The organism is Streptomyces sp. NPDC050564, from assembly GCF_044457265.1.
Classification (GTDB): domain Bacteria; phylum Actinomycetota; class Actinomycetes; order Streptomycetales; family Streptomycetaceae; genus Streptomyces.
The window spans coordinates 25179-51230 of record NZ_JBITGS010000029.1; the positions used below are offsets into that span (position 1 = coordinate 25179).

Here is a 26052-nt window from a genome sequence, read left to right on the forward strand (position 1 = left end):
GGCGGCCTGTCAGCTCTTCGGTCGGGGCCACTGGGCCCTATGTGGCGCGCGTATTCGAAGGAACACTGGGATGCTGAGTGCAGGAGCGCTGCCCATGACCTGACGAACAGTGGTGGTGAGCGCCATGACTGGGTTGCAGGACAACGGTCCGGAATCGACGCCGCGCGCCGATCCCCAGGGCGATCCGTTTCTGAGCACGCGGTTCGCCCTCCCGAAGTGCCCCGCGACATTCCTGCGGCGGGAGCGGTTGGTCAAGCACCTCGACCAGGCGCTGCTGACCCCGTTGACCATGGTCAACGGAGCCGCGGGTGCGGGCAAGACCCTGCTGGTCGCCGACTGGGCCGCGGGGCGGGACCGGCCCGTCGCCTGGCTCACCACCGAGGCCTCGGACCAAGGGTGCGGAATTTTCTGGGCGTACCTGCTCCAGGCCCTGCGCGCCTCCGGTGTGCCGCTGCCCACCGAGGTCGGCTTCCCCGCGGACGCGAACCGCGTGGACCACACCCTGCTCGCACGGCTCGCCGCCGACCTGAGCACCCGGGACCGGCCCCAGATCGTGGTGCTCGACGAGTACGACAGGGTGACCGACCCGGAGATCGCGGAGCAGCTGGAGTTCGTCCTGCACCACGCCGGGCGGGGCATGCGCCTGATCCTCGTCACGCGCACGGAACCCCTGCTGCCCCTGCACCGATACCGGGCAGCCGGCGACATGACGGAGATCAGGAACGCGGAGCTGGCGTTCACTCCCGAGGAAGCGGCCGCGCTGCTGGAACGGCACGGGCTGTGCCTTCCGGTGCCCGCTGCGGGCGCGCTCGTGGAGCGCACCCGGGGATGGGCCGCCGGGCTACGGCTGTGCGCCCTCGCCGCGCAGGAGAGGCCGGATCCTGAGACGTATCTGAAGGAGTTCGAGGCAGACCGCACCACGGTCGCGGACTTCCTGCTGGCGGAGGTGCTGAAGCGGCAGTCCCCCGAGACGCAGGACCTGCTGCTGCGGGTCAGCGTCCTCGAGCGCTTCTGTCCAGAGCTCGCGAACGCGCTGACGGAGCGCACCGACGCCGGGGCCATACTGGCCGGGCTGCACCGCGAGAACGCGTTCGTCGAGCACCTCGGGCACGCCTGGTACCGCCTCCACCCGCTGTTCGGGGAGATCCTCCATGCCCACCTGCGGATGCGGTCTCCCGGTCTGGAGCCCGAACTCCACCGGCGGGCCGCGACATGGCTGCAGCGCTCCGGATCCCTCGCGGAGACGCTCGGTCACGGTGCCGCGGCGGGCGACTGGGAGTTCACCGCCGGTGCCCTCGTCGACGACCTCGCCATCGGTCAACTCTTCACCGGCCTGCAGTGCGACGACCTGGCCGGGCTGTTCTCGCGGATGGAGCCCGAGGCCACGGGCACCGCCACGGACCTCGTCCGCGCGGCCCGCGAGCTGTCCCGGTGCGGCCTCGACCGGGGCCAGGCCCATCTGCGGCACGCCGAGCAGAGCCTGGCCGAGGAACGGACGTCGGCAGGGGACGATTCACCCGGCCTGGCGGCGGCCGGGCTGAGCTGGGCCCTGCTGGAAGCCCTGGCGGCCCGCCTGACGGGTTCGCCCGGAAGGGCGGAGAGTGCCGCGGAGGCGGCGGAGAAACTTCAGGAGGAGGTGCCCACCCACCTGCTGGACGCACATCCCGAACTCACTGCCCTGCTGCTGACCCACCTGGGCTCGACGCGGCTGTGGGCAGGGCGCTTCGAGGACGCGCGTGCCGCCCTGACCGCGGCGGCCGGCTGCTCCGGGGGCGCTTCGACCGCGCTTGCCCGCGAGGAGTCCCTGGGCCATCTCGCCCTGATCGACTACCTGAACGGCTGGCTCGGCAGAGCGGAGCGCAAGGCCCAGGCGGCGATGACGGAGACGGAGCGGTTCAGCCTGCCTCAGGCATCCGGCTCCGGCATCGAGCTGCTGGTCCTGGCCGCCGTGGCCGTCGACCGCAACGAACTGGCGCAGGCCCGAGCCCTCCTCGACAGGGCGGCGGACTCGCAGCACGCGATGCGGGACCCGGTGATGGAGGCGGGACGAGCCATCGCCACCGCGCGTCTGCTGCTGGCCCGCGGTGACACGCACGCCGCGCTCGAAGCGGTGGAACCGGCCGTCGCCGCCGACGTGGTCTCCCCCTGGGCACAGGGGCAGACAGCGCTGGTGGCCTCCGCCGCGCACCTGGCGGCGGGCCGGCCGGAGACGGCGGCCGAGCTGCTGCAGGCGGTGCCCGACGACCAGCCGGCGTGTCTCGTGGGGGCAGCACGGGCCCAACTCGTCGTGGGCAGACCGATCGAGGCGATGGAACTGCTCGACAGAGTACGTCCCGAGGGCCGCAGCGGCCCCGCGGTGGCCGTCCGGGCCTCGCTGGTGAGGGCCCAGGCCGCCGAGGGGGCGGGGGACTCCGCAACCTCGCGCAGGCTCGTCGCCCAGGCGCTCCACGAGGCACGCCGTGAGCGACTGCGGCGCCCGTTCCTCGAAGCCGGACCGTGGATCCGGCCTCTGCTGGGCATGGTGCCCCTGCGAGAGCTGGCCGCGGGCTGGCTCACCCCCGGTTCGCCCGCACACGGTGGGCTGCCCCGGCCCGAGGACCGGTCACCGGCGCCGGTCGTGGAGGAGCTGAGCGGACGCGAGCGCGATGTGCTGGAACGGCTGGCCCAGATGATGTCGACGGAGGAGATCGCCGCCGATCTGTATGTGTCGGTGAACACGGTCAAGACCCACCTCAAGAGCGTCTACCGAAAGCTGGCGGTGAACCGGCGCCACGACGCGGTGCGCCGCGCGCGCGAACTGCGGCTGCTGCCACCACGACCGTGAAGGGGCCTCTGAGGGACAGGGAGGGGCGGGTCCATGACGGGCCCCGGCGCGACCCGCCCGGCTCGCCCGTGGTGGGTGAAGCGCCGGCCGGCTTCTTCGGATGCGATGGGGGTGGCGGCAGGGCAGGTGCCTGTCGCTGCCCGGCCGACTCCGCCGGCGTCCCGGGCCGACTCGGCGAGGTGGACACCGTGACGCACTGGCGGGCGCTGGTCGTCCTGGGCACTGCCCAGTTCCTGATGGTCCTCGACACGTCCGTCATGAACGTGTCCATCAGCCAACTGGTCGAGGACTTCGACACCGAGGTCACCGCCATCCAGGCCGTCATCACGCTGTACGCGCTGGTCATGGCGGCGTTCATGATCATAGGCGGCAGGCTCGGGGACATCTTCGGACGACGTCGTCTCTTCCTCCTCGGTCTCGTCGTCTACGGCACCGGGTCGGCCCTCACCGCCGTGGCTCCCACCCTGTGGGTCCTCACGCTGGCCTGGTCGATCATCGAGGGACTCGGCGCCGCGATGGTGCTGCCGGCCATGGCGGCCCTCGTGGCCGAGTCCTACCGCGGACGGGACCGGGCCGTCGCCTATGGGGTCATCGGCGGACTCGCCGGGGCCGGAATCGCGGTCGGCCCGCTGCTGGGCGGCTGGGTGACGACGTACCTCACCTGGCGCTTGGTGTTCGCCGGTGAGGTCGTGGTCGTCATCGCCGTGCTGTGCTTCCACCGGGTGATCACGGAATCCCCCCGGACCGGTCCGCGCCCCCGGCTGGACGGGGTCGGCGCCGCACTCTCGGCGGGCGGGCTCGCGTTGGGCGTGCTCGGGGTGCTGCAGAGCAGCACCTGGGGATGGGTGCAGCCCCGCAACCCGCCCTTCACCGTCCTGGGCTTCGCGCCGACCCTGTTCGTCATCGGCGCCGGGCTGGCCGTGCTGGCCGCCTTCGTGCACTGGGAGCGGCTGCGGGAGGCCCGTGGCGCCGAGCCGCTGGTGCATCTGCCCCTGCTGCACAAGCCGGTGCTGCGGTCCGGCCTGATGTCCCTGCTGAGCCAGAACCTCATTCTGCTCGGACTGTTCTTCACCATCCCGCTGTACCTGCAGGTGGTTCAGGGCTTCGACGCCTTCCAGACGGGGCTGCGGCTGCTCCCGGTGTCCGTCACCATGCTCGCGGCCTCCATGATCGCCGCCCGGCTGGGGCGGGTGGCCGGACCGCGCCGAGTGGTCCGATGGGCCCTGGCGACCCTGGCCGCCGCCATTGTGTGGCTGCTGGCCACCATCGACCCGGTCATCGACGACGCGCAGTTCGCCGGAGCCATGGCCCTGCTCGGCGTGGGCATGGGTCTGCTCGCCTCGCAGCTGGGCAACGTCGTCCAGTCCAGCGTGGGCGAGGAGGAGCGCAGCGAGGTCGGCGGGCTGCAGTTCACCGCCCAGAACCTCGGCTCCGCGCTGGGCACCGCGCTCATCGGATCGATACTCATCGGCTCCCTGGCCCACGTCTTCACCACGCAGGTGGAGGACCACCCGAGGCTGTCGGAGGAAACCCGCCGGCAGACCGGTGTCGCCCTCGAAGCCGGGATCACCTTCGTGCCCACCGAGCAGGTGCGCTCGGCGGCCGAACAAGCCGGGCTGCCGCCGTCCGAGGTCGACGCCCTCGCGGAGTCGTACGCGTCGGCGCAGCTCGACGGTCTGAAGGCGGCGATCCTCGCCACCGGGGGGATCACGCTCGCCAGTTTCCTGGTCACGCGGCATCTGCCGACCAGGGCCGGCGGCCCGAGCCGACCCGGTGGCGGCGCCCCGGCCGACGCGATCGGTTCGCCCGGCTGACTTCGAGGGAGGTCGCGATGTCCGAGACCGAGCGTGTCGCGGCGCGAGCGCGCACCGTCGAGCGACGGAGCCATGCCGACTACACCGGTGGCGTCTACGGATCCATGCTCGCAGCCTCGGTGATCGTCGGCGTCGGCACCCTGGGTGCGTACCCACGCCTGGAGCTGGTGCTGCTGCTGTTGCTCACCGGTGTGGCGTTCTGGATCGCGCATGTGCACGCCCAGCTGTTCGGGGCCCGCCTGGCACAGCAGAGCCTGGATCGCCGGACGGTGCTGCACGTGTGCCGGGACGAGTGGCCGATCGTCAAGGCCGCCGTCCCGCCGGCCGCCGCCGTGGCCGTCAGCCCTCTCCTTGGCCTCGGCATATCGGGCGCTCTCTGGCTGGCGCTCACGGTCGCGGTGGCGGGCCAGGTGGGCTGGTCGGCGGCCGCGGCACGACGGGCCGGTGCCTCGTGGCGCCTGGTGGCGGTCGCCGCCTCGGTGAATTTGCTGCTCGGTCTGCTGATCATCTTGTTCAAGCTCCTCCTGCTGCATTGACGCAGGTGGAGCGGGTGTGCCGGCCGACGTATCACCTCTACGGGGTGAGGCCGCGCGGTGCGCCGGGGCGGAGGATCGCAGGGAAGGGGTGCAGCCCGCCTGTCCCAGGACACTCGGGGGAGAGCAGCTGATGCGCTACGAGATCCGCGTCGAAGGACACATGTCGGAGACGCTCACCAGTGTCTTCCCGGAGCTGGACCACGTGGTGATGTCCGGACAGACCATCCTGTTCGGTTCCGTCGTCGACGAGGCGCACCTGTACGGGCTGCTGGCCCGCTGCCAGTCGCTGGGTCTGCGAGTCCTGGAGATGCGCCAGCTGCCGGAGTGACGCGAGCGTCACCGCACAGGCTCCCTCAGGGCGTGGATCCTGCCGGAGCGGGTGGCGGCGCCCAACGCCTCGAAGTCCCGCTCGTTCCGGTCGGCGTAGGCCTGGGCGAACTCGGTGAGCGCACGGTCGAAGCGGTCGCTCCCGCCCAGGTAGGCGGCGATGGCGACGGGGTCGCCGGAGCGGGCGTGGGCTCGCGCCAGACAGGCCCCGCACACCTGCGCGAACAGGCGGAGCAGGCTGGGGTCCATGGTGTCCGGCCGCGCGATGCCCTTCCAGTCCCGCAGTTGGCGCACGTAGAAGTCCCGGCTCTGCCCATCGATGCCCGTGACGTGGGTCCAGCCCAGGAAGATGTCACTGGTCGTCTGGATCAGCCGCTGTCCTGCCACCACACGGCGGCCCTGGTTGTCGTAGCGTTCGCTGTCCAGGTGGGCGGCGAGGACCGACTCCTGTGCCTCCTTGGCCTGCAGCAGCAGGGGGTCGGTGTCGTCCCTGCCGAGCAGGAGCAGGATCCAGCAGCGTGTTCCGACGCTGCCGACGCCGACCACCTTCCGGGCCAGGTCGACCAGCCGGTAGCGGCGCAGCAGATGCCGGCGCTCGGACGACAGGGTCCGCGCATACTCGTCCAGGATGGTCTCAAGTTCCCGCTGCTCCTCGGAGGGGTCGGCCAGCAGATCCTGTAGGCGGGTGATGAGCGGTGGGTCCGCTGCGATCCGCAGGCCCTCGGCCGTGACCCGGGAGAGCTTCTCGAAGGCCTGGAGACGGGTGCGGGTACGGGCTCGCGCCGTCGCCTCGGCGGTTCGGCGTCTGGCTTCCTTGCTCATCGATGAGGCCAGCAGCTCCCGCAATTGGTCGGCGTCGTCCTGCGCGTACCAGATGTCCAGGGTGCGCATGGCGGCGAACTTCCGCATCCGCTCCCGGTAGGCCTGCACGCAGGTCCGCACCGCGCCGTTCTGCTCCTCGACCGAGAAGCCGTTGGCCCGGCCCGCGATCGCGAAGCTGGCCGCCAGACGCTTGACGTCCCATTCGAACGGCCCGGGCAGGGTCTCGTCGAAGTCGTTGATGTCGAAGACCAGATGACGCTCGGGCGAGGCCAGCAGGCGGAAGTTGAGCAGATGGGCGTCCCCGCAGAGCTGCACGGTCAGGCCGGTGTTCGGGAGGGGCCCGAGGTCCGAAGCCATGATCGCTGCCGCGCCACGGTAGAAGCGGAACGGGGACTCGAGCATGCGGCCGTAGCGGATCGGTACCAAATCGGGCAGCCGCGTGACCGATTGGCGCTCGATCACCTCAATGGGATCGGGCCGTTCCCGCTCGGCGTCGAACCGGCCGTGGCTCGAACGCGGGGCGCGCGTGCGCGCGTTCCTGCCGTACGCCGCCCTCTCGGCCGGTGACAGCGCGGCCGTGATGGCGTTCGGTGTAGCCATGGCGATCCTCCTGGACCGTTTGTTCGTTCCGGGGAGCCCTACTCCGTCGGCGGCTCCCGGCCCTGGCGCAGCAACCCCGCCCTGATCGCATTCGAGAGCACCCGTGCGGCGACGCCCACGAGCAGCAGCCCGCCGGCCATCTGAAGCATCGTCACCACCCGTCCCGTCTCGGAACGGGCGGTGATGTCGCCGAACCCGACGGTGCTGAACGTGGTCAGCGTGAAGTACAGGGCGTCCGTCTTGGTCAGCGGTTCGCTGAAGGAGCCCGGGACCGCATGCTCCAGCAGGTAGTAGGCGCTCGCGAAGAGCACCAGATACAACGCCAGCGTGGCGCCCAGGGCCTCGACGGCCTTCAGACGGGGATGGGGCGAGCGCACGATGGCCCGTATCTCCCAGGAGAAGACCACGACGACCGCCAGCAGACCGCACGCGAACAGGGCCGAAGCGCCACTCGTGCTGCCCCCGTTCAAGGGGAGCAGGTAGTACGCGGTGACGAGGCCCGCCGCGACGAACAGGGATCGCGCGAGGGACGCGGCCGAGGCCCAGAGTCCCGGGCGCGTTCGTCCGCGATCCGTCGCCCGCCCCGACCGGGCGGGCTCCGTGCGGGCAGCCGCTGGATCGTTCATCTCGTGTCTCTTCGTCCGGACCCCAGTACGCCGAGGCATGTCTTTCGGCACCTACCTCATCGCCCCGGCGGTGCGTACGGATCACCCGCCTGGGGTGACCCGGTGACCCGGCGGTCGGCGGGATGCTGGTGCGGTGAGATCTCCACACACCGCCCCGTCGGCGGTCCGGGAGCGATCTGCTCGATCGCGCGAGGAGGAGCCATGACCGTGTCGCGTGGTCCGGCACCGCGTACCGGACCGGAACACATGCCCGACGGGGCGGCCTCCGGGCCGGGGGGCGACCCCGAGGAAGTGCTGGCGGAACTGGGGCGCTCCTGGACGTGGATCCTGGGTTCCGCGGTCGCCACGCTCGTGCCCGGCATCCTGGTACTGGTCTGGCCGGACGAGACCCTGCACGTCCTGGCGGTCCTGATCGGCCTGTATCTCCTCGTGATCGGGGCATTCCGGTTCGTCGCGGCCTTCGGCCGGGACGAACTCGGCCAACGGCTGCCCGGCTTGCTGATCGCGGTGCTGTACGTCCTGGCCGGGGTGCTCTGCCTGAGGAACCCGTTGCAGACCATCGCCGCGCTTTCGTTGATCGTCGGGATCGTCTGGCTGGTGTCCGGCATCCTCACCCTCTACGGAGCGATCGCCGCCAAGGATCTGCCGCACCGCGGCTTCGTCATCTGCGCCGCGGTGATCGCCATCCTCGCGGGGGTCGTGGTACTGGCCCTGCCCACCGAGTCGGCCCGGGCGCTGACCCGGCTGCTCGGTCTGTGGCTCGTCCTGCTCGGCCTGGTCGAGGTGGTGGTCGCGTTCGCGTGGCGGGCCGCACTGCGCAGGTCCGGCGTGGCGGAGCCGCACGCCGGCGGCGAGGCGGCCTGAGGGACGGGCACCACCCATGAGCCATGGTCGGGAAAACCGCTCACCCGCCTCGGGTGAGGCCACTTGGTCCTTGCTGTGGGCACGCTGAAGACGGCACAGAACGGCTGCCGGGCCGAGGCCCGGGACGGAGGAGAGACATGAGCGCGCAGATGTACCTCGCGTACGACTATCCGCTGCTGAGCGTCTTCTGGTCCATGCTGTGGTTCTTCCTGTGGATCATGTGGTTCATCTTGCTCTTCCGGGTCATCGTCGACATCTTCCGGGACGACAAGCTGAACGGTTGGGCCAAGGCCGGCTGGCTCGTGTTCGTCATCATCCTGCCCTTCCTGGGTGTCCTGATCTACGTGATCGCCCGTGGCAAGCACATGGGGCAGCGGGAGGTGGCGCAGGCGCGCGAGCAGCAGGCGGCTTTCGACAGCTACATCCGGGAGACCGCCAAGGGCGGCGAGGGCCGGCCCAGCAGCGCCGACGAACTCGCCAAGCTGTCCGAAATCCGTGCCCGCGGCGACATCACGGACGAGGAGTTCCGCCGGGCGAAGGAACTGGTCCTGAAGGACTCGAGCCCGTCGCAACGCGCGGGCGCAGGCACCTCCCCCTCCGGTGGCTGAGAACACCGCACGAGACTGAAACGAGGCAGCACGATGACCACGACTCCCACCGCGCACGCGCACCCGGCCAAGCGGCACTGGGCCGAAGGCCTGACGGCTTTCGCGGCCGTCCTGCTCATGATCGCCGGCGTACTCGACCTACTTCGGGGCATCATGGCGATCGCCCAGGACGACGTCTTCGTCACGACACCCAACTACGTCTTCGCGTTCGACCTCACCGGCTGGGGCTGGGTCCACCTCGTTCTGGGCGCCGTCGCCGTGATCGTCAGTCTCGGACTCTTCCAGACGGCGATGTGGGCGCGCGTGGCCGGGGTGGTCATCGCCGGATTCATCATCATCGCCAACTTCCTCTCCCTGCCGTACTCCCCGGTCTGGTCGATCGTGATGATCGCTTTCTCGGGGTTCGTCATCTGGGCCCTGTGCGTGGCCCGGGAGGATGGGTCCGCCAGGCCCGTCCAGTGAGAACGGCAGTAGCCGAAACCGCGCTGAGGGCGCCACGTGGGACGACACAGCACGGAGGCGAGCGGGCCGGGAGGCCGCCCGACGGCAGCCGCCGATCAGGGGCGTGCCGGGTGGGCGCGGCTGGCACTGCTCGCCCTGCTGACGAGCGTCCTGGTGGCGCTCGTCGCAGCCGGTCTGCGGAGTGTGCTCTGGGCGCTGGTCGGCATCGCCGGACTGGCCCTCGTCGCCGTCGGGCTGTGGTGGACTCTGGCCCATACCGGTGTGGTGCGGGTGGCGGGAGTGGTCCTGTCCCTGACCGCGCCGGTCACGGTCCTGGCGCTGTACGGCGCATACGGCATGCTGGGGCCGGCCCTTGTCTCGCTGGTCCTGTGGGTGCTGGCCATGGGGGCTGCCCGGATCGCCGTGGCGCCGGGACAGATCCATTCCGCACGCGAGAATGAACCCGCCGAGGCACCCCACCATCCCTGGATCCTCATGAATCCGCGCTCCGGCGGCGGCAAAGTGGGACGTTTCGATCTGGTCGACAAGGCGCGGGCGGTGGGTGCCCGTGTCGTCCTGCTCGGCGCCGGCGGGCAGGACGTGGCCGAACTGGCCCAGCAGGCCGTGGCCGACGGAGCCGACCTGCTGGCGGTGGCGGGCGGGGACGGCACCCAGGCCCTGGTGGCCGAGGTGGCGGCGCGTCACGACCTGCCCTTCCTGGTGATTCCCGCCGGTACCCGCAACCACTTCGCCCTCGACCTGGGCCTGGACCGCGACGATCCGGCGACGGGTCTGGACGCGCTGGCCGACGGCGTCGAACTCCGCGTCGACCTCGGGTTCGCCGCCGACCGAGTGTTCGTCAACAACGCCTCCTTCGGAACATACGCGGCCGTGGTCGGCGACCCCGCCTACCGCGACGCGAAAGTGCAGACGACCCTGCAGGCCCTGCCGGGACTCCTCACCGGTCCCGACGCGCCCAGGCTGCGGATGCGGGCCGACGCCGCCCGCGCCGAAGGGCTGCAGGCGCTGCTGGTCAGCAACAACCCCTATCTGCGCGCTGTCGACTCGGCCCAGCCGGGTCGCCGGGAGCGGCTGGACTCCGGACTGCTCGGCGTGCTGTGCGTGCGGGTCGAGAACGCCGCCCAAGCGGCGCGAATGGTGCGCGGCGGACGTTCCGCGGGCCTCCAGCGGCTCACGGCTCACGAGGTGGTCGTCGAAGCGGACACGGACACCGTCCCGGCCGGCATCGACGGGGAACACGTCCTGCTGCAGTCACCCGTGGTGTGCCGGATCGCCCCGGGAGCGCTTCGGGTCCGCGTGCCGCGCAATCGCCCGGGTACCCCCCGGAGCAGACCCGCGGCCGACTGGCAGCGCGTCACACGAATCGCGCTGGGCCCGCTGGCTCGGGGCAGAAGACGCTCCCCGGCTCCCGCCTGACGCGCAGGCGCCGTCGCGGCATGACACGGCGGCGGATATGCCGCGGAGGATCACTGCGCCGCGGCAGGGTCGGCCGACAGGACCGATACGTCGGCGCGATCGAGCAGGAACTGCCGGGCGAGCCTTGCCCGGCCCAGCACCCGGGTGCCGCGCGGGCGTCACCCCGGTCGCCGCGTTTCCCTCCTGCGACGCACCCGCGAGTTGCTTCCCGGAGGCCTCGAATCGACCCGGGACCGACGCGCTGTCAGCCGCTCCCAGGGAACCGGCGCAAGGTGTGCACGCAGCCCGGGGCGGATGAGCCGTCCGGGGTGTGCCGGTGTCGCGCCCGCCTCGGTCAGGAGAGGGTCGGTGTCAGCCCGGTTTGTCGCCGGTCTCGCAGATCTGGCGGGCGATCGCGCGCAGTTTGATGTTTTGGTCCTGCGAGGCCTTCTTGAGCAGTTTGAAGGCCGTGTCCTCGGTCAGTTTGTAGCGCTCCATGAGGATGCCCATGGCCTCGCCGATCTCGTGGCGGGTCTCCAGGGCGTGGCCGAGCTGCTGGTGGGTACGCGAAGCGGAGAAGGCCACGGCCGCGTGAGAGGCGAGGATCCAGCCGGCTCGTCGAGCGGCCTCGTCGAAGGCCCGCGGCTGCCGGGAGTACAGGTTGAGCGCGCCGAGCTCGTCGTCCTCGGTGAAGAGGAGAATCCCCATCATGCTCCCCATGCCCAGTTTCCTCAGCTCGGGGACGAAGCGGGACCAGCGCTCATTCGGTCGGCTCAAGTCATCGATCGCGTAGATCTGCTGACGGTTCGTCACGGCGTCGAAGCACGGGCCTTCGCCCAGGTCCTGCTGGATACGGTCCGCGCGGCGCACCACGTCGCTCGTCGCCGCCAGGGCCTGCACCTCACCCCGTCGTACGGTGAGAATGCCGGCGTCGTCGCACCCGTTGATCAGAACCGTCGCATGATCCACGATGCGGTCCAACGTGTCCTGGACCGAGTCCTGGGCGAGCAGATCCCGCGCCATTTCCGCGAGGGCGACGGCGAATTGCTCCCAGACCTCGCCGTGCTCGTGCGCCATGTGCCACCTGCTTATTCGTTGAAGCGCCCGCGCCGCTCACGCTCGACTCCATCTTGCCACCCTCGCGTCCCCACCGCGCCGAACACGCGTCTTCGGGCACGGTGCCCGCGGAGGGGCGGCCGCCGAGTGTTGTTTCAAGTTCAAGCAGCGTGATCGCGCACAGACGCCGCCCTCCGTTCGGTGGGCCCCCGGGAACGCCGCGAGATGGGCCCGACCGCGTTGTCAGTGGCCTCCGGAACAATGTCCTTGCAGCGAGAACGTCACCGCTCCCGGCGGTGCGCGATCGAACCCGTCCGTCGAAAGGCCCGCCCGCACATGACGCCCCCTCTCCACCGCCGCGCCGTGCAGCGAGCCCTGAACGGAGCCCGCTGACGATGCTCCGAGCCCTCCCGCGCACGCCCGCTCCACTCGGCCCCGGCGGTTCCGAGGTTCTGCGTCTCATCACCGTGCAACGCGTTCCCGTCTGTCTCACGGTGCATGCCAACGGCCGTCGCCGGTACGGCTACTGGCAACCCCTGAGTTCCGGTGCCGGGCAGGGAGGTTGCTACGTGGCCCTGCCCACCGACGAGTGCGACGCGCTGCACGCGGCGGGCCGGATCGTGCTGGGGGACCCGGTGGTCGATCCGGCGAAGACCACGTACCCGGTGCGCCCCGCCCTGCGGAGTGCACCGGCCCCGGCAAGCGCACTCCGGCAGGCGGCCCTCACGGCCTGAGCACGTCAGCACGAGCGCGGCCCGGGACGGTCGCCCGGGCAGTGCAGGGCCCGCCGCGAGAACGCGCGGCGGGCCCTGCATTCTGGGTTATTCAGTGCCGGAAGATGTCCTTCATCTTTTCCTTGGCCTGTCGGGCGTCACCCTTCGCCTGCTCCGCCTTGCCTTCGGCAGTCAGACTCTCGTTGCCGACAGTGCGCCCGGCGGCCTCCTTGGTCTTGCCCTTGGCCTGCTCGGTCTTGGCCCGTGCCTTCTGGTGCTTGGCCACTGCGGATCACGTCCTCACGCTTCGACTGTGCGATCCATGACTACGACTGACCGGGAAAAACCGGTCCAAACCCGATCGCCGGTGCCCGGTGCGTGGTGCGCAGGATCCGTCACGGTCCGTGACGATTTCGGGCGAGGCTCAGGGGTTCGGAACTGTTGTTGCTCGACCGTGCTGCCGGCCGAGGTCGACATCGAGCCGAGGAGTTCGCGGGCGGGCTGCGCGGTCTGCTCGGTCAGCAGCGGCTCGGGCGGGTCCCAGCGGGCGCCCCCGCCCCACGGCAGCCGTACCCGCTGCCGTGCGGTCTCCGCCTCCGCGAGCAGTCGTCGCCAGTGCGCGGTGGCATGCGCGCGCTGCTCGGTGTCCGTGATCGGCACCGGCTGTACCGCGTCCTCGACGCCGGTCATGTACGCACGCATCCGGGACCCGTGCAGCCTGCCCTCCAGCTTCTGGTGGAGGTCCGGCGCGCCGCCCGCGAGCGCGGCAGCGCTGAGCTTCGCCAACTGGCTGTCGTCCAGGGCCCGGTGGGTCTCGTCGATCGAACGGGCCACCTCGGCCCGCAGTGGCCCCAGATGGTGTGCGTCGCCCAGCCAGTCGATCAACGCCTCGATGTCGAGGCCGTCGAGCGCGATGCCGCCCTCCGCCGCCGCGGTGGCGACCGGGGCGTGCCAGTCGCCCGGATCGCGCTCGCGCCCATGGGTGTAGTCCCGTGTCCAGGTCCACACGGGCCTGATGGAGCCGACGCCGACGTGTACCAGCAGGTGCACCAGGGGGTGCGTGAGGACGATCGGGGGGAACGCGCCTTCGATGAAGCCGAAGACGGCGTACGACGCTTCGTCGTCCGCGCCGAAGTCGTCCTGGGCCTCCGGGACCGTGCCGATCAGATGGAGTCGGCTGCGCGTCGGCCGGAACAGGTGGGTGGCAAACGACAGTTGACGTGCCGGCGGGGGCGGCAGCGGATACGACACCGCAGCGAACCAGTGCGCGATCCTGTCCGCCGAGCTGTCGACCACGACCACCGAGGGTCTGCCCTCGTCGGTCAGCGCGGTGAAGACGGCGGCCGGCAGCGGCGTCAGCCCCCGCCGCAAAGACCGCCCTGTCCACGACCGGCTTGCGCACGCCGTCGCTTCGCTCGAGCCCCTCAGTTGTTCCAGCTCTCGTCATACGGGTCGTGCGGCGTCGCGACCGGCCTGGCCCGGCTGACGTCGAGGAACGGGATGATGCCTCCGTTGACGGGATCCTTGGCGCGTTTGCCGGTGTAGGTGCCGGTGACTTCGAGCCAGCTGTCGGGTTGGAGGACGGGTGGGATCCGTCCGGTCAGGCCGACCTTGACGGGTTGGGCGTCGGCGGCGCAGCAGTTGAGGGCCATGCGGACGAGATACGGCGTACCGGCGCGGTCGAGGGCGACGAAGCCGGTGATCCTGATCCGCCGGTCGCCGAGGGAGCGGCCGTGGCCGTAGGCCGCGCGCCCGGCGTAGTCGACGAGGCTGAGCGGGACCGGGTCGCCGGCGGGAAGGGCGGGGTAGCCGAAGGGCGCCTGGAGGGCCGTGCCGGTGCGCATGGCGCTGTAGGAGCCCAGGGCGGGCGGGGCGACCAGGATCAGGGCGAGCAGGGGGAGGATGAGGAGCCAGGAGATACGCGGTTCGCGGTGGGCGTGTCCGTGCTCGTGTCCGTGCTCGTCCTGCTCCTCTTTGTGCCCGCCCTGGTCGTCCCTGTGGTCGACCTCGGGTTGGCCCCGCTTGGTCGTGCGCGCCCCGCGCAACTCGTACCACACCGTGGCGAACGCGGCGGCGATCAGCACAACCCCGGCCCCGAGCAGCAAGGGCTGCAACCCGGCCTTGACGTACCGCAGGTAGAGATCCGTGGCACCGGCGTGCAGCACCGCCGCGCCGACCAGGAAGAGCACGGCCGCCTGTGCCTGCCGGTTCACAGCAGCACCGCCCCGACCAGGACCGACATGACAATCGCCAACGTGAACGTGGCGGGAGCGAACCGCAGGGCGAACCCCCGGCCGAACGTGCCGACCTGCATGGCGAAGAGCTTCAGATCGATCATCGGTCCGACGACGAGGAACGCCAGCCGGGCGGTGAGCGAGAACTGGGACAGTGACGCGACCACGAACGCGTCGGCCTCGGAGCAGATCGACAAGAGCACGGCGAGAACCGCCAGGGCGAGTACCGACACCACGGGGTTACCGGCCGCTGCGTGCAGCCAGCTCGCCGGTACGACGGCCTTGAGCGTGGCCGCGGCCATCGCGCCCACGACGAGGAAGCCGCCGGCGTGCATCACGTCGTGCCGTACGGACCCCCAGAACGCCGCCCCCTTGCCGAGGCCCTCGTGCGCCGGGCGGGCCGGTGGGCGCAACCAGTCGGTGCGGCCGAGGCGTTGCCACAACCACCCCATCGCGCAGGCCACCAGCAGACTCGCCGTGAACCGGGCGAGGACCATCTGTGGCTCGCGCGGAAACGCCACCGCCGTGGCGGTCAGCACGATCGGGTTGATCGCCGGGGCGGACAACAGAAACGCCAGCGCCGCGGCGGGCGTGACGCCCCGGCGTACCAGTGCCCCGGCCACCGGCACGGAGGCGCACTCGCAGCCGGGCAGGACCGCCCCGGCCATTCCGGCCACCGGCACCGCCAGAGCGGGCCTGCTCGGCAGTGCGCGGGCGAAGAACGACGGCGGGACGAAGACCGCGATGACCGCCGAGAGCAGCACCCCGAGGACGAGGAAGGGCAGTGCCTGGATCACCACCGCCACGAAGACGGTCATCCAGCTCTGCATCACCGGCGCGGCCAGCGCCCGGCGGACCGGCCCCTGTGCCGCGACCACCAGGAGCAGCAGCATGGTCAGGACGAGGGGGGAGTTGATCTGCCAACCCCGCCGGCCCTGCCGGTCGTCCACGTCGCGATGGTCGACCGGGGGCGGAGCTGCCTTGGTGATGGTCACGGGTGAGGTACCTCCAGTAGGGAAGGGCTCGGTGGCTGGTGCCCCTCGACCTTGAGTACGCCGGTTCGGGCACAGCTTCTCACCGTGCGCCCCGACCGCTGGGGGCCGGATCCCGGTTCGCTCGCGTCCCTTGACCGTTCGGAGTGGTCTTCCTACGCTCCACTGAACACGTCCAGACAGGTAGGTCGACGATGGCGGACTCACCTAACTCCCTCGACAACAGACCCGCGGGCCGTCGGCTCCAGGTGGAGACGCATGGGCTCGACGTGATCGCGGACGCCGAGCGCAAGGGCACTCCGCGGACTCTGTTCTGGCCCTGGTTCGGGGCCAATGTCTCCATCCTGGGGCTCAGTTACGGCGCCTTCGCGCTCGGCTTCGGCATCTCCTTCTGGCAGGCGCTGGCTGCCGGGGTGGTCGGCATCGTCTTCTCCTTCCTCCTGTGCGGCTTCGTCGCGGTGGCGGGCAAGCGCGGCTCCGCGCCGACGATGGTGCTCAGCAGGGCGGCGTACGGCGTACGAGGCAACCGGCTGCCCTCGGTGATCTCGTGGATGCTGACCGTCGGCTGGGAGACCGTGCTCACGGCCCTCGCGACCCTGGCCACCGCGACGGTCTTCGGGCGGCTCGGCTGGGGTGGCGGTACCGAGACCAAGGTGGTCGCCCTGATCCTGGTCGGCGCGCTGATCGTGGTCGGCGGAGTGATGGGCTTCGACCTGATCATGCGGCTGCAGACCGTGATCACCGTCGTCACCGGAGTGCTCACGATCGTCTACATCGCGCTGGTCGCCGACCACATCCACTGGCACACCGTCAGCGCCGTACCCGCGGGCACTGCACAGGAGTTCATCGGCGCGCTGGTCTTCATGATGACGGGCTTCGGACTGGGCTGGGTGAACGCGGCCGCCGACTACTCGCGCTATCTGCCGCGCTCCTCCTCCAGCCGGGGCGTGATCGGCTGGACCACCTTCGGCGCCTCGGTGGCCCCACTCCTCCTGCTGGTCTTCGGGCTGCTCCTCGCTGGCTCTTCCGACGACCTCAGCAAGGCCATCGCCCTCGACCCGATCGGCGCCCTGACCACCATCCTGCCCACCTGGTTCCTGGTCCCCTTCGCCGTGGTCGCCGTGCTCGGTCTGGTCGGCGGCGCGGTCCTGGACATCTACTCGTCCGGCCTTGCGCTGCTGTCCGCCGGTCTGCGGGTACCGCGCTATCTGGCGGCGTTCGTCGACGGAGTCCTGATGATCGCGGGCTCGGTCTACATCGTCTTCCTCACCGACAACTTCCTCGGCCAGTTCATCGGCTTCCTCACCACGCTGGGCGTCCCCGTCGCCGCCTGGTGCGGGGTCGTGCTGGCCGACCTGGCGATGCGCCGTCGCGACTACGACGAGGGAGATCTGTTCCGTACGAGCGGCCGGTACGGCGACGTCCTGCTCCAGCCGCTGCTGCTCACCCTCGCCGCCACCGCGCTCGGCTGGGGCCTGGTCACCAACTCGGCCGCGAGCTGGCTGGAGTGGCAGGGCTATCTGCTCGACCCGTTCGGACTCGGCGGCAGGTCGGGTGCCTGGGCCTACGCCAACCTCGGCGTCCTGCTCGCGTTCGCCCTCGGCTTCCTCGGCACACTGGCCCTCGGCCGTGGCCGAGTGCGCGCCCAGGAGCGCCAGGACGCGAGCCCGACGGCGAGCGAGGAGGTGCTCAGCGCATGAGCGACGCGCACACGCGCCCCGACCTCGCAAGTGCCGCCACACCCCGCGGCCTGCTCACCGTCATCGACATGCAGCGCGTGTTCGCCGAGCCGGACAGTCCCTGGGCGACGCCGCGCTTCTACGAGGCAGCCGAAGGCGTGCGCCGACTGCTGCCGGCCTTCGGCGACCACGTCACCTTCACCCGCTTCCTCGCCCCCGAAAAGCCCGTTGGGGCCTGGCGCGCGTACTACGACGCGTGGCCCTTCGCACTGCAGCCGCCGCAGGCCCGGCTGTGGGAGCTGACGGACGAATTCGCGGCGCACGCACCGCACTTGGTGGACGCCGCCACCTTCGGCAAGTGGACCCCCGAACTGGCCGAGCGCGTCGGTGTCGCCGGACGCCTGGTCCTGGCCGGAGTCAGCACGGACTGCTGTGTGCTGTCCACGGCGCTCGCCGCCGCCGACGCCGGGGTCGAGGTTCTGGTGGTGGCCGACGCCTGCGCCGGCGTTGACGACGACGCGCATGCCGAGGCCCTCCATGTGATGGACCTGTATCGACCGTTGATCCGCGTCGTCACCGTGGACGAGGTGCTCGCGATGGATTCGTCATGACCGGAGTCCGGCTCAAACACCAGCAGATCACCGAGGTGCTCGCCAAGGAGATCCGCAGCGGACACCGTGCGGCGGGGGAGCAGTTGCCGGGCGAGCACACCCTCGCCCAGCGCTTCGGCGTCAGCCGTACCACGGTGCGGGCCGCGCTCGCCGAGCTGAACGAGGCGGGGCTGATCGCCACCCGCACGGGCAAGGGCTCGTACGTCGTCTTTGACGACCGCCCGCTGGACGACCGGCTCGGCAGGGCGCGCGCCCTGACCGTCCAGAGCCTGGACACGCGGGTGCGGACGCTCGCCGTCGAGGCGGTCCATGACGAGGAGCTGGCCGCTCAACTCGACCTGAACAAAGCCATGTTCATACGGGTGGAGCAGACCCGGGAGCTGGTCGCGGACGGTTCCGTGATCTCGTACGAGCGCAGCCTTCTGCCACCCGTCCCCGGTGTGCGGGAACTGCCGGAGCACGGGCTCGGCGAGCTCACGCTCACCGAGGTGACTCGGCGGGCCGGGTTGCGCCCCGACCACGGTGAGCAGCGGCTGGCCGGGCGGCGGATCGGCGCGTTGGAGGCGGAGGTATTGCGGCGCGCGCCGGGCGATTGGTTCCTCGACACGCGGCGCACCAGCCGCTCGGCCGACGGTTCCTTCGTCGAACATGTCGTGAGCCTGCTCGACCCCGACCACTTCGAGATGTCTCTGGAATTCGGCTGACCCCGCCACCGAAGCGGGCCCCAGTGCCCGGAAGGGCCTCAGCACGGAAGCACCCATGAGCCGCACCCTCCACAGCCGCGCCACCAGGGCCACTGAGGCGTGAAATCCCCTAGGCCACACCGGAGTTGCTCATGGCGCGCGCCGACTGGTGCTGCTTCGCCGCGAGGCCGCGCTGCTCACCGGAATCGACGAACCGCCCGCCGCCGTCCGCGCCGTACAGTCCCTGCTGAAGCGCGGCTCGGGTGGGTGGCCGCCTGCCCGGACGGCGCGAGCAGTCCGGTAGGAGCAAGGCGTGGATGGGCCCTCGGAGACTCCTCCGAGGGCACATCGTCACGTTCAGTCCCGCCCGGTGCCTCGATAGAGGTCCAGCTCCCCGTCCAGCTCGACCGCGAGCACGGTGGCGTACTCGTCGAGGTCCGCCGCGGCGGGGGCGTCGATCCAGGTCACGCCGGGTACCGTGTCCAGACCGCCGGTGATGTGGTGGCCCAGTTCGGTGCCCGTGCCAAGAACGGTCACCCTGCGTACCGCGTTGCGCAGGCCGCGGATCGAGATCGACTCGCGCGGTGCGTCGAAGCACATCAGGTACAGCGTGCGCCGGTCGGCGGACAGGGTGCTGGGGCCGTAGTGGTGCCCGGCGGGCAGACCGGCGACCGTCCCGTACACGGCGTCGGCGTGCTTGGCGATCCAAGTGCCGAGACCCTCGACGCGTTCGACCTGTTCCTCGGGGATCGTCCCGTCCTCCCGGGGGCCGACGCCCAGCAGCAGATTGCCGCCCATCCCGATCGTCTCCGTGAAGTAGCGCACCAGCTGGCGCACCGACTTGAAGTCGCGGTCCTTGGGGCGATAGCTCCAGGAGTCGTTCACCGTCAGGCACAGCTCCCACGGACCGTCCGGGACCTGGAGCGGAACGCCCTGTTCGGGAGTGGCGTAGTTGCCGTAACCGAGCATGCGGGCGTTGAGGACGGTGTCCGGATTGCCCGCGAGGATCAGCTCGGCGAGTTCGCGCATCCGCCACTGCTCCTCGGTGCGCTCCCACTCGCCGTCGAACCAGAGCAGGTCCGGGCGCAGGCGCGTGACGAGCTCGCCGACCTGACCGTCGCGGTAGGCCAGGTAGCGCTCCCAGGCGGCCGGGTCCTCCTTGCCGGGCTCGGCGTGGGAGTACGGGCTCGGGTGCTCGTCGCCGGGCTCGACGTGCCGGATGCTCGGGTAGTCGGGGTGGTTCCAGTCGGAGTGCGAGTAGTACAGGCCGACCTTCAGCCCCCGCTCACGCAGCGCGTCCGCGAATCCGCTGACCAGGTCACGGCCGGCCGGGGTGTGCCGGACCACGTTCAGGTCGCCGTGGGCGGAGTCCCACAGGGCGACGCCGTCGTGGTGCTTGGTGGTCAGCACCGCGTACTGGGCGCCGACACGGGCGAAGAGCTCGGCCCAGGCCTCCGGGTCGTAGTGCGACGCGGTGAAGCCGTCGAGCTGTTTCATGTATTGCTCGTGCGAGACCTCGCCCGTGTAGAAGGACCAGGACTCGGCCCATCCGCCGACGGCATAGATGCCGTAGTGGATGAAGATGCCCAGCTTGGCATCGGTGAACCAGGGTTGCATCGGCATGGACCCAAGCTAGGCGCCGGCACTTGCTCCGCGCGTGGGCGCCGGTCACCACTACTGGTTCGTTTTCACCCTGGGCTCCGGCCGCTGTGAGATGTCTTTACGCGGCCGTCATGTCCCCGTAGCTTCCGCGCTGCAAGCCCTTTTAAGTCGGCGAGGTCCGCCCACGTCGGGAATGTTCCCGAAGACGTACTACCACCAGTGCTGGATCGGCAACTGGGAGGGCGAGGACTCCCGCTCCTGCTGGCTGCATGAGGACCTCGCCGACTTCAACACCGAGTCGACGCCTGTGCAGAACTACCTCATCGGCGCGTACGACAAGTACATCGACATGGGCGTCGACGGGTTCCGTGTCGACACCGCCGTGCACATCCCTCGCGTCACCTGGAACCGCCGCTTCCTGCCCGCCATCTACGACCGGGTCACCCAGAGTTCGGCACGGACGCCGCGAAGAACTTCTTCGTCTTCGGCCAGGTCGGCGCGTTCGTCAACGACAAGTGGAACCGCGGCTCCGTGAACCACTCGGCGCAGTTCTTCACTTGGAAGGAGCGAAAGGAGTACAGCGCGGACGACGCCACGGCGGCCATCGAACAATACGACTACGAGGAACAGCTGGGCACGGGCAACCAGCCGACGTCGACCAATGCTTTCCTGAGCGGCAACACCTATCACACCCCGGACCACAGCCAGTTCTCCGGCATGAACATCATCGACATGCGCATGCACATGAACTTCGGCGACGCGCAGAACGCCTACAGCAACGGCAAGGACTCCGACGACTCCGTCAACAACGCCACGTACGACGTCGTCTACGTCGACAGCCACGACTACGGTCCGAACAAGTCGAGCACCCGCTACAGCGGAGGCACCGACGCCTGGGCCGAGAACATGGCGCTGATGTGGACCTTCCGCGGTATCCCGACTCTCTACTACGGCTCGGAGATCGAGTTCCAGAAGGGCAAGCAGATCGACTGCGGGCCGACCTGCCCGCTGGCGTCCACCGGCCGCGCGTACTACGGCGACCATCTCGCCGGATCCGTCACGGCCGCGGACTTCGGCAAGGTCGGCTCGGCGAGCGGCGAGGTCGCCACGACGCTGGCCCAGCCGCTGGTCCAGCACCTTCAGCGACTGAGCCTGATCCGCCGGGCGATCCCGGCCCTCCAGATGGGCCAGTACTCCACCGACGGCATCAGCGGCTCGATGGCCTTCAAGCGCCCCTACACCAGTGGCTCGACGGACAGCTTCGCGCTCGTCACGGTCACCGGCGACGCGACATACACCGGCATCCCCAACGGCACCTACACGGACGCCGTCACCGCTGACGTGAAGACCGTCTCGAACGGCACGGTGTCCGTGGCGGCACCTGGCAAGGGCAACCTCCGGGTGTACGTGCTGAACGGTCCCGGGAAGATCGGGAGCGACGGTCCGTACCTGAAGTAGGCATGAGGGGGCCCGGACTTCGAGGAGCCGGGCCCCGCATGCTCTTGACGTCGTCGGAGCACCCGGTGATGCGACCGGCGGTCGTCAGCGAGCGTTCAGGCGACCACAAGGTGGCCGACATCTCCAGGGCCTCCGGCGAAGGCACCGTAGCCTTGGGCCATGCCCGAGACTTCGGTGGCACATTTTTACGACGAACTGGCCGACGACTACCACCTGATCTACGCAGACTGGGACGCGAGCATGCGCCGGCAGGGCGACGCCCTGGGCGCCCTGATCAGTCTGGACCGCGCAGCGGTGCTCGACTGCTCCTGCGGCATCGGCACGCAGGCCATCGGCCTGGCATTGCGCGGGCACCACGTCACCGGGACGGACCTCAGTCCCCGCGCCACCGCCCGCGCCGCTCGTGAGGCCGCCCACCGCAAGGTGACGCTGCGCACGGCCGCCGCCGACATGCGAAGCCTCCCGTTTCCCGACGCCCGGTTCGACGCCGTCGTCTGCGCTGACAACGCCCTGCCCCATCTTCTGACGGAGCAGGACGTCCATGCCGCACTGGCGGAGATGCGCCGCGTGCTGCGCCCCACCGGCCTGCTGCTGCTCAGCACGCGCCCCTATGACGAACTGCTGCGCAGCCGCCCCGCTTCGGCACCTCCGCAGGTCCATCGGCCCGCGGACGGGGGAGAACGGACCGTCACCTTCCAGCTCTGGCACTGGCACGAGGACGGCGAGCACTACGACCTGGAGCACTTCCAACTCCTGCCGGCGAGCGGAGAATGGCGCGTCCAGGTCCGCAGGACCGTCTACTGGGCGCTCGGCAGCGACCGGCTGACCGGCCTTGTGGCCGACGCGGGGTTTGTGGACCCCAGGTGGCGGATGCCGCAGGAGACAGGCTTCTTCCAGCCGCTGCTCATGGCGCACGCCGGCAAGTAAGTGATTCCACCGCTTTGCGCAGCGGAGCGCAGCGATGTCGCTGGGAGCGGGGTAGGGGCGCCGGCCAACTCGAACGAACTCGGCACACCGGCTGGCGACTTGATGCCTGTGAGGAGGTCCCGTTGTTCGAGCTGGACAGCTCGCTGCGGTTCTTCACCCGGCAGCTGAGCTGATACCCCTGTTGTCCGCGACGCGCTGATCGGGTTCCGCGCCCGATCCGCGCGTTCAGCGCACACTGGCCGGCGTGGCCGACCGACGCTTTTTTGCCCCGGTCCTCGACGCGCGGCAGACGACGCGGCTCCGGCGGCCGTCATCGTCGTCTGCTGCGAGGGGTCCGACGGCCATGTCGACCTCACCGTCGTGCTGGACACCGACCGCCCGGACAGCACCTCGCCCCGGCCGTGACCGCCGAGGGACTCGCGCGTCAGCAGCTGATGAGCATCAAGCTCTTCTTCGGGACCTTCAACGGCAAGGACACCGCCGAGGTCCGGATCAACGGCCGGCGAGCCAGCCTCGGCGGCGCTGCTCAGCGCGGACTGGCCGCGCCACAAACGGGGGGCTCCTACGCGCGAACCTACGCCGTCCTGGCGCACACGGCATAAGCCGAGGCTTCCGAACTGCTGCCCGACGTCATGACCATTCGGCACGGGTCGGCCGTCGCAGCGCCTCCCGAACCGCTGTCGATATGCCGCTCTTCGACGCGTACAGAGCCACCCGTCGGTATCAGCGGTGTTGTTCCTGGGTGCGCGGCTCGGCGTGCCCTATGAGATGACGTCCTCAACGAGTTGTTCTTCCAAGGCGAGCAGCTCCGTGAGGCTGAGCTGCGGTGGCTTCCAGCCGGAGGCGGCGGCGTGCGCGAGGAAGCGGTCGTCGAGCGCCAGGTGGTAGGTCTCGACGTAGTAGGCCAGGTCCGAGGACCAGAACCACGTTCCGTCGGAGTGCAGCGAGAGCCCGCAGATCATCGTGCCGTCGTCGCGCAGTACGTCGTAGGCCACCGAGCCGGATACGGCCGGCACGGAGGCGGCGCGGAGGTAGGCGGCCACCTCCGATTCGAGGGCGCGGGGCTCCAGCCCGGCGGCGTCATGGATGCTCGGGGCTTGGACGTCGGCGGTCAGTTCGCGGAAGGCGCCCACGAATCGCGTTCCGCACCGGTGAGCGGTCTGCCGGCGGCGATGTGGGGCAAGGCTTGGCAGGACGGGTGCCGGAAAGGGTGCTGCCATCGGCGTGTGGGGCCCGGTGATGGTCTGTACGCCGAACGTGGCAGGCTGAGTGGGGCGGGGGAGTGCTTCGACGGCCAGTGCGAGCAGGACGGCGGGCGGGCCGAGGCCGGCCTTCAACGCGGTCGTATAGGCCGTGGCGTGACGGATGCTGAAGGCGGGGACTCGTCGGCGCAGCAGGCGCAGGGCGTGGGCCGTGCCGTGCATGTCGGCGATCGTCCGCAGCTCGTCGTGCAGTGCGTCGACCGGTCCCGGCAGGTGCTGTCCTTTCACGCGGGTGAGGTAGTCGTTCTCCCAGGCCGCGGTCACGGCGTCCACCACTGCGATCTGGTGCAGGCTGCCCTCCTCCTGGTCCACCAGGTAGGGGCCGTTGCCCGTCAAGGCGTGCCGTGAATCTTGTGTGTGCGGGTATTCCTCGACTGCCAGGAGATGATCCAGCCCAGCGCGTGCTCCCTGACGTGGGTCACCACCACGCGGACGGAACTGCCGTACACCGCAAGCTTCCTGCGGTAGTCGCGCTCCAACTGCGCTTGGACCAGCAGGATGGCGAACTCACGAGCAATCATCGAGACAGCATCAGCCATCCTGCCCGCTCCCACCAGCGAATTGCCGCTCGCACACCACCGGCGCGAGCGGACTGGACCGGCCGTCCCCACTGTCTGCGCCCCGAGCGGATGCCGGTGCGGGCGATCGCGAGGAAGTCGGGTCGCCCGGTCCGCGGCGGCCGGCTTCAGGGCCGACAAGGCGCGCATCGAGGCGGAGACGGGGCAGCCGCGAGGCTTGGCCGTGGTCCGCGTCCGCTTCGCGGACGACTCCTGGCTGGAGCTCGGCCGTCCGGCCGAGCCCGAGGACGCCGACCCCTCCTGCGGACGGCGGCTACCGAAGCCGGAGCCTGATCTTGCTCCGGCCACCCGTAACGCTGCCACTGACAACTGAAGAGGCCCCCGAGACGGGGCAACAGCGGGGGACCATGGAAGCGTGGACGGAAACCAGGGTTTCGGTGGAGCCGAGCCGGTGGACGCGCTCGAGGTGGCGCAGACGCCCAGGACGGCGGTGGCCTGGCTCCCGCCGCAGGAGCTCTGGCCGGCGATCCAGGACATCCGCTGGGAGCACGATCCGCAGGTACGACGGTGGCCGCCGCACGTGAACCTGCTGTTCGGCTTCGTATCGGAGGAGGAGTTCGCGCTGGCTGTGCCGCTGCTTTCCGCCGCCGCGGCGGAGAGCCCGGCGTTCACCGTGCGTCTGGCCGGCGTGCGGTACTTCCGCCACCGGCACGGCGCGACAGTGTGGCTCGATCCGGCCGCGGCAGGCCTGGCGCCGTGGGTCCGTCTCCACAGGAGGCTGGCATTGCGGTTCCCGCTGTGCCGCGGACGTGGCGATCGCTTCACCCCGCATCTGTCCCTCGGCCGTACACAGGACCCGCAGCGTCTGGCCGCCGAGTGCGCCGTGCGGCTCGGCACACTGTCGGCCGTGGTGGAGGAGGTGGTCCTGCTCTCCCGGCGCGGCGAGGAGTCCATGCAGCCCCGGGCCGTGATCACGTTGCTCACTGGTGAGGCCCGCCGACTGCCGGACCGCTGAGGTGGGCCCGGGGTGCGCATTGATCGGGCACGACTTTCTCGTGGAGCCGACTCACGGCGTTCCAGTTCTTGATCTTCACGAAGTAGGGCCACTCCGACTCGTCGCCGTGGAGCCGCTGAACACCGTCCGGCCCGCCTCATCGGGGAGGAGGCCCGCCACACCATCGGCAGCACCTCCCCCCGTTCTGGCAGAGCTACCGCTACACGCGCAGCGCCGGTGCCCCACCCCGCACGTGGTCCTGGCGGGCAAGCTCGAGCACCTGCTCGACAACCGCCTGCAGGCGGTTACCCGGGACGTACGCGGTATGACTGTCTCCGTGCTCGCCATTACGCTGACCGGCCTGCAGCGTGGCGAGCCGTGGCGGCGGATCGGCTTGGCTGACCCGTACCGCCGCAGGGAGGGCTCCCGCAGTCGCCCAGCCGCT

The 26052-nt window shown here is 70.3% G+C and carries 25 protein-coding genes and 1 pseudogene; 16 read left to right on the plus strand and 10 right to left on the minus strand.

Annotated elements, in window-relative coordinates:
- Positions 1-124 precede the first annotated feature (124 nt).
- The 4 genes from ACIBK0_RS36365 (at position 125) to ACIBK0_RS36380 (ending at position 5502) form a co-directional block, all read left to right on the plus strand.
- Positions 125-2824: a LuxR C-terminal-related transcriptional regulator gene (locus ACIBK0_RS36365; RefSeq protein ID WP_399089315.1), complete on the plus strand. Its 2700-nt coding sequence runs from the start codon at positions 125-127 to the stop codon at positions 2822-2824.
- 188 nt (positions 2825-3012) lie between these two features.
- Positions 3013-4638 (plus strand): MFS transporter, encoded by a 1626-nt coding sequence (locus tag ACIBK0_RS36370; protein ID WP_399089318.1) that lies wholly within the window; start codon positions 3013-3015, stop codon positions 4636-4638.
- A 17-nt stretch (positions 4639-4655) separates the two neighbouring features.
- Positions 4656-5174 carry a hypothetical protein gene (locus tag ACIBK0_RS36375; RefSeq protein WP_399089321.1) on the plus strand — a complete coding sequence of 173 codons (519 nt, stop codon included), beginning with the start codon at positions 4656-4658 and terminating at the stop codon, positions 5172-5174.
- A 130-nt stretch (positions 5175-5304) separates the two neighbouring features.
- Positions 5305-5502, plus strand: a complete 198-nt coding sequence (locus ACIBK0_RS36380; protein WP_399089324.1) for a hypothetical protein — start codon at positions 5305-5307, stop codon at positions 5500-5502.
- Positions 5503-5510: 8 nt separating this feature from the next.
- On the opposite strand, the gene ACIBK0_RS36385 is transcribed toward ACIBK0_RS36380, so the two are convergent.
- On the minus strand, positions 5511-6923 hold the full coding sequence (locus tag ACIBK0_RS36385; protein ID WP_399089327.1) for a DUF2252 domain-containing protein: 1413 nt from the start codon (positions 6921-6923) through the stop codon (positions 5511-5513).
- Between the two features lie 38 nt (positions 6924-6961).
- The gene (locus ACIBK0_RS36390) at positions 6962-7549 is read right to left on the minus strand and encodes a potassium channel family protein (protein ID WP_399089330.1); all 588 of its coding nucleotides are present in this window, start codon (positions 7547-7549) and stop codon (positions 6962-6964) included.
- A 201-nt stretch (positions 7550-7750) separates the two neighbouring features.
- Here ACIBK0_RS36390 and ACIBK0_RS36395 point away from each other — a divergent pair, with 201 nt between their 5' ends.
- The 4 genes from ACIBK0_RS36395 to ACIBK0_RS36410 all read left to right on the plus strand — a co-directional run bounded on the left by ACIBK0_RS36395 (position 7751) and on the right by ACIBK0_RS36410 (position 10899).
- Positions 7751-8413 (plus strand): HdeD family acid-resistance protein, encoded by a 663-nt coding sequence (locus ACIBK0_RS36395; RefSeq protein ID WP_399089333.1) that lies wholly within the window; start codon positions 7751-7753, stop codon positions 8411-8413.
- Positions 8414-8550: 137 nt separating this feature from the next.
- Entirely contained in the window at positions 8551-9021 is a 471-nt protein-coding gene (locus ACIBK0_RS36400; RefSeq protein ID WP_399089336.1) for an SHOCT domain-containing protein, read from the plus strand.
- 33 nt (positions 9022-9054) lie between these two features.
- Positions 9055-9483, plus strand: a complete 429-nt coding sequence (locus ACIBK0_RS36405; RefSeq protein ID WP_399089339.1) for a hypothetical protein — start codon at positions 9055-9057, stop codon at positions 9481-9483.
- 36 nt (positions 9484-9519) lie between these two features.
- Positions 9520-10899 carry a diacylglycerol/lipid kinase family protein gene (locus ACIBK0_RS36410; RefSeq protein ID WP_399089342.1) on the plus strand — a complete coding sequence of 460 codons (1380 nt, stop codon included), beginning with the start codon at positions 9520-9522 and terminating at the stop codon, positions 10897-10899.
- Between the two features lie 351 nt (positions 10900-11250).
- On the opposite strand, the gene ACIBK0_RS36415 is transcribed toward ACIBK0_RS36410, so the two are convergent.
- Positions 11251-11955 carry a GAF and ANTAR domain-containing protein gene (locus ACIBK0_RS36415; RefSeq protein ID WP_399089345.1) on the minus strand — a complete coding sequence of 235 codons (705 nt, stop codon included), beginning with the start codon at positions 11953-11955 and terminating at the stop codon, positions 11251-11253.
- A gap of 374 nt (positions 11956-12329) precedes the next feature.
- Here ACIBK0_RS36415 and ACIBK0_RS36420 point away from each other — a divergent pair, with 374 nt between their 5' ends.
- The gene (locus ACIBK0_RS36420; RefSeq protein ID WP_399089348.1) at positions 12330-12668 is read left to right on the plus strand and encodes a hypothetical protein; all 339 of its coding nucleotides are present in this window, start codon (positions 12330-12332) and stop codon (positions 12666-12668) included.
- Between the two features lie 91 nt (positions 12669-12759).
- Here the strand turns inward: ACIBK0_RS36420 and ACIBK0_RS36425 are convergent, their stop codons facing one another.
- The 4 genes from ACIBK0_RS36425 to ACIBK0_RS36440 are packed head-to-tail and all read right to left on the minus strand — an operon-like array spanning position 12760 to position 15876.
- The gene (locus ACIBK0_RS36425; RefSeq protein ID WP_399089351.1) at positions 12760-12933 is read right to left on the minus strand and encodes a CsbD family protein; all 174 of its coding nucleotides are present in this window, start codon (positions 12931-12933) and stop codon (positions 12760-12762) included.
- A 14-nt stretch (positions 12934-12947) separates the two neighbouring features.
- Positions 12948-14018 carry a GTPase-associated protein 1-related protein gene (locus ACIBK0_RS36430; RefSeq protein WP_399089354.1) on the minus strand — a complete coding sequence of 357 codons (1071 nt, stop codon included), beginning with the start codon at positions 14016-14018 and terminating at the stop codon, positions 12948-12950.
- Positions 14019-14071: 53 nt separating this feature from the next.
- Positions 14072-14860 (minus strand): TIGR03943 family putative permease subunit, encoded by a 789-nt coding sequence (locus tag ACIBK0_RS36435; RefSeq protein ID WP_399089357.1) that lies wholly within the window; start codon positions 14858-14860, stop codon positions 14072-14074.
- Positions 14857-15876: a permease gene (locus ACIBK0_RS36440; RefSeq protein WP_399089360.1), complete on the minus strand. Its 1020-nt coding sequence runs from the start codon at positions 15874-15876 to the stop codon at positions 14857-14859. Before ACIBK0_RS36440 ends, ACIBK0_RS36435 begins: the two co-directional genes overlap by 4 nt.
- A 191-nt stretch (positions 15877-16067) precedes the next feature.
- Between ACIBK0_RS36440 and ACIBK0_RS36445 the strand changes: the two genes are divergently transcribed.
- The 3 genes from ACIBK0_RS36445 to ACIBK0_RS36455 are packed head-to-tail and all read left to right on the plus strand — an operon-like array spanning position 16068 to position 18867.
- Positions 16068-17573, plus strand: a complete 1506-nt coding sequence (locus tag ACIBK0_RS36445) for a purine-cytosine permease family protein (RefSeq protein WP_399089363.1) — start codon at positions 16068-16070, stop codon at positions 17571-17573.
- Complete coding sequence (locus tag ACIBK0_RS36450; RefSeq protein ID WP_399089367.1) at positions 17570-18163, plus strand: cysteine hydrolase family protein; 594 nt, start codon at positions 17570-17572, stop codon at positions 18161-18163. The genes ACIBK0_RS36445 and ACIBK0_RS36450 overlap by 4 nt, the downstream gene beginning before the upstream one ends.
- Positions 18160-18867 (plus strand): GntR family transcriptional regulator, encoded by a 708-nt coding sequence (locus ACIBK0_RS36455; protein WP_399089370.1) that lies wholly within the window; start codon positions 18160-18162, stop codon positions 18865-18867. Before ACIBK0_RS36450 ends, ACIBK0_RS36455 begins: the two co-directional genes overlap by 4 nt.
- 336 nt (positions 18868-19203) lie before the next feature.
- On the opposite strand, the gene ACIBK0_RS36460 is transcribed toward ACIBK0_RS36455, so the two are convergent.
- Positions 19204-20469: an alpha-L-fucosidase gene (locus ACIBK0_RS36460; protein ID WP_399089373.1), complete on the minus strand. Its 1266-nt coding sequence runs from the start codon at positions 20467-20469 to the stop codon at positions 19204-19206.
- A gap of 160 nt (positions 20470-20629) precedes the next feature.
- Here ACIBK0_RS36460 and ACIBK0_RS36465 point away from each other — a divergent pair.
- The 3 genes and pseudogenes from ACIBK0_RS36465 to ACIBK0_RS36475 all read left to right on the plus strand — a co-directional run.
- Positions 20630-21906 (plus strand): annotated as a pseudogene (locus tag ACIBK0_RS36465) (alpha-amylase family glycosyl hydrolase); the annotation flags it as partial.
- Positions 21907-22065: 159 nt separating this feature from the next.
- Positions 22066-22833 carry a class I SAM-dependent methyltransferase gene (locus ACIBK0_RS36470; RefSeq protein WP_399089376.1) on the plus strand — a complete coding sequence of 256 codons (768 nt, stop codon included), beginning with the start codon at positions 22066-22068 and terminating at the stop codon, positions 22831-22833.
- 263 nt (positions 22834-23096) lie between these two features.
- Positions 23097-23435, plus strand: a complete 339-nt coding sequence (locus ACIBK0_RS36475) for a DUF6348 family protein (RefSeq protein WP_399089379.1) — start codon at positions 23097-23099, stop codon at positions 23433-23435.
- 159 nt (positions 23436-23594) lie between these two features.
- Here the strand turns inward: ACIBK0_RS36475 and ACIBK0_RS36480 are convergent, their stop codons facing one another.
- Positions 23595-24431, minus strand: a complete 837-nt coding sequence (locus tag ACIBK0_RS36480; protein ID WP_399089382.1) for a hypothetical protein — start codon at positions 24429-24431, stop codon at positions 23595-23597.
- Complete coding sequence (locus ACIBK0_RS36485; RefSeq protein ID WP_399089385.1) at positions 24428-24616, minus strand: hypothetical protein; 189 nt, start codon at positions 24614-24616, stop codon at positions 24428-24430. Before ACIBK0_RS36485 ends, ACIBK0_RS36480 begins: the two co-directional genes overlap by 4 nt.
- Positions 24617-25028: 412 nt before the next feature.
- On the opposite strand from ACIBK0_RS36485, the gene ACIBK0_RS36490 reads away from it, so the two are divergent.
- Positions 25029-25628 (plus strand): 2'-5' RNA ligase family protein, encoded by a 600-nt coding sequence (locus tag ACIBK0_RS36490; protein ID WP_399089388.1) that lies wholly within the window; start codon positions 25029-25031, stop codon positions 25626-25628.
- The last annotated feature ends 424 nt before the right edge of the window (positions 25629-26052 follow it).

What these genes read in the sequence shown, in the direction of transcription:
- ACIBK0_RS36365 (WP_399089315.1), top strand. Translation starts at nt 125, where the DNA reads ATGACTGGGTTGCAGGACAACGGTCCGGAATCGACGCCGCGCGCCGAT.
- ACIBK0_RS36375 (WP_399089321.1), top strand. Translation starts at nt 4,656, where the DNA reads ATGTCCGAGACCGAGCGTGTCGCGGCGCGAGCGCGCACCGTCGAGCGA.
- ACIBK0_RS36380 (WP_399089324.1), top strand. Translation starts at nt 5,305, where the DNA reads ATGCGCTACGAGATCCGCGTCGAAGGACACATGTCGGAGACGCTCACC.
- ACIBK0_RS36385 (WP_399089327.1), bottom strand. Translation starts at nt 6,923, where the DNA reads ATGGCTACACCGAACGCCATCACGGCCGCGCTGTCACCGGCCGAGAGG.
- ACIBK0_RS36390 (WP_399089330.1), bottom strand. Translation starts at nt 7,549, where the DNA reads ATGAACGATCCAGCGGCTGCCCGCACGGAGCCCGCCCGGTCGGGGCGG.
- ACIBK0_RS36395 (WP_399089333.1), top strand. Translation starts at nt 7,751, where the DNA reads ATGACCGTGTCGCGTGGTCCGGCACCGCGTACCGGACCGGAACACATG.
- ACIBK0_RS36400 (WP_399089336.1), top strand. Translation starts at nt 8,551, where the DNA reads ATGAGCGCGCAGATGTACCTCGCGTACGACTATCCGCTGCTGAGCGTC.
- ACIBK0_RS36405 (WP_399089339.1), top strand. Translation starts at nt 9,055, where the DNA reads ATGACCACGACTCCCACCGCGCACGCGCACCCGGCCAAGCGGCACTGG.
- ACIBK0_RS36415 (WP_399089345.1), bottom strand. Translation starts at nt 11,955, where the DNA reads ATGGCGCACGAGCACGGCGAGGTCTGGGAGCAATTCGCCGTCGCCCTC.
- ACIBK0_RS36420 (WP_399089348.1), top strand. Translation starts at nt 12,330, where the DNA reads ATGCTCCGAGCCCTCCCGCGCACGCCCGCTCCACTCGGCCCCGGCGGT.
- ACIBK0_RS36445 (WP_399089363.1), top strand. Translation starts at nt 16,068, where the DNA reads ATGGCGGACTCACCTAACTCCCTCGACAACAGACCCGCGGGCCGTCGG.
- ACIBK0_RS36450 (WP_399089367.1), top strand. Translation starts at nt 17,570, where the DNA reads ATGAGCGACGCGCACACGCGCCCCGACCTCGCAAGTGCCGCCACACCC.
- ACIBK0_RS36455 (WP_399089370.1), top strand. Translation starts at nt 18,160, where the DNA reads ATGACCGGAGTCCGGCTCAAACACCAGCAGATCACCGAGGTGCTCGCC.
- ACIBK0_RS36460 (WP_399089373.1), bottom strand. Translation starts at nt 20,469, where the DNA reads ATGCCGATGCAACCCTGGTTCACCGATGCCAAGCTGGGCATCTTCATC.
- ACIBK0_RS36470 (WP_399089376.1), top strand. Translation starts at nt 22,066, where the DNA reads ATGCCCGAGACTTCGGTGGCACATTTTTACGACGAACTGGCCGACGAC.
- ACIBK0_RS36485 (WP_399089385.1), bottom strand. Translation starts at nt 24,616, where the DNA reads ATGATTGCTCGTGAGTTCGCCATCCTGCTGGTCCAAGCGCAGTTGGAG.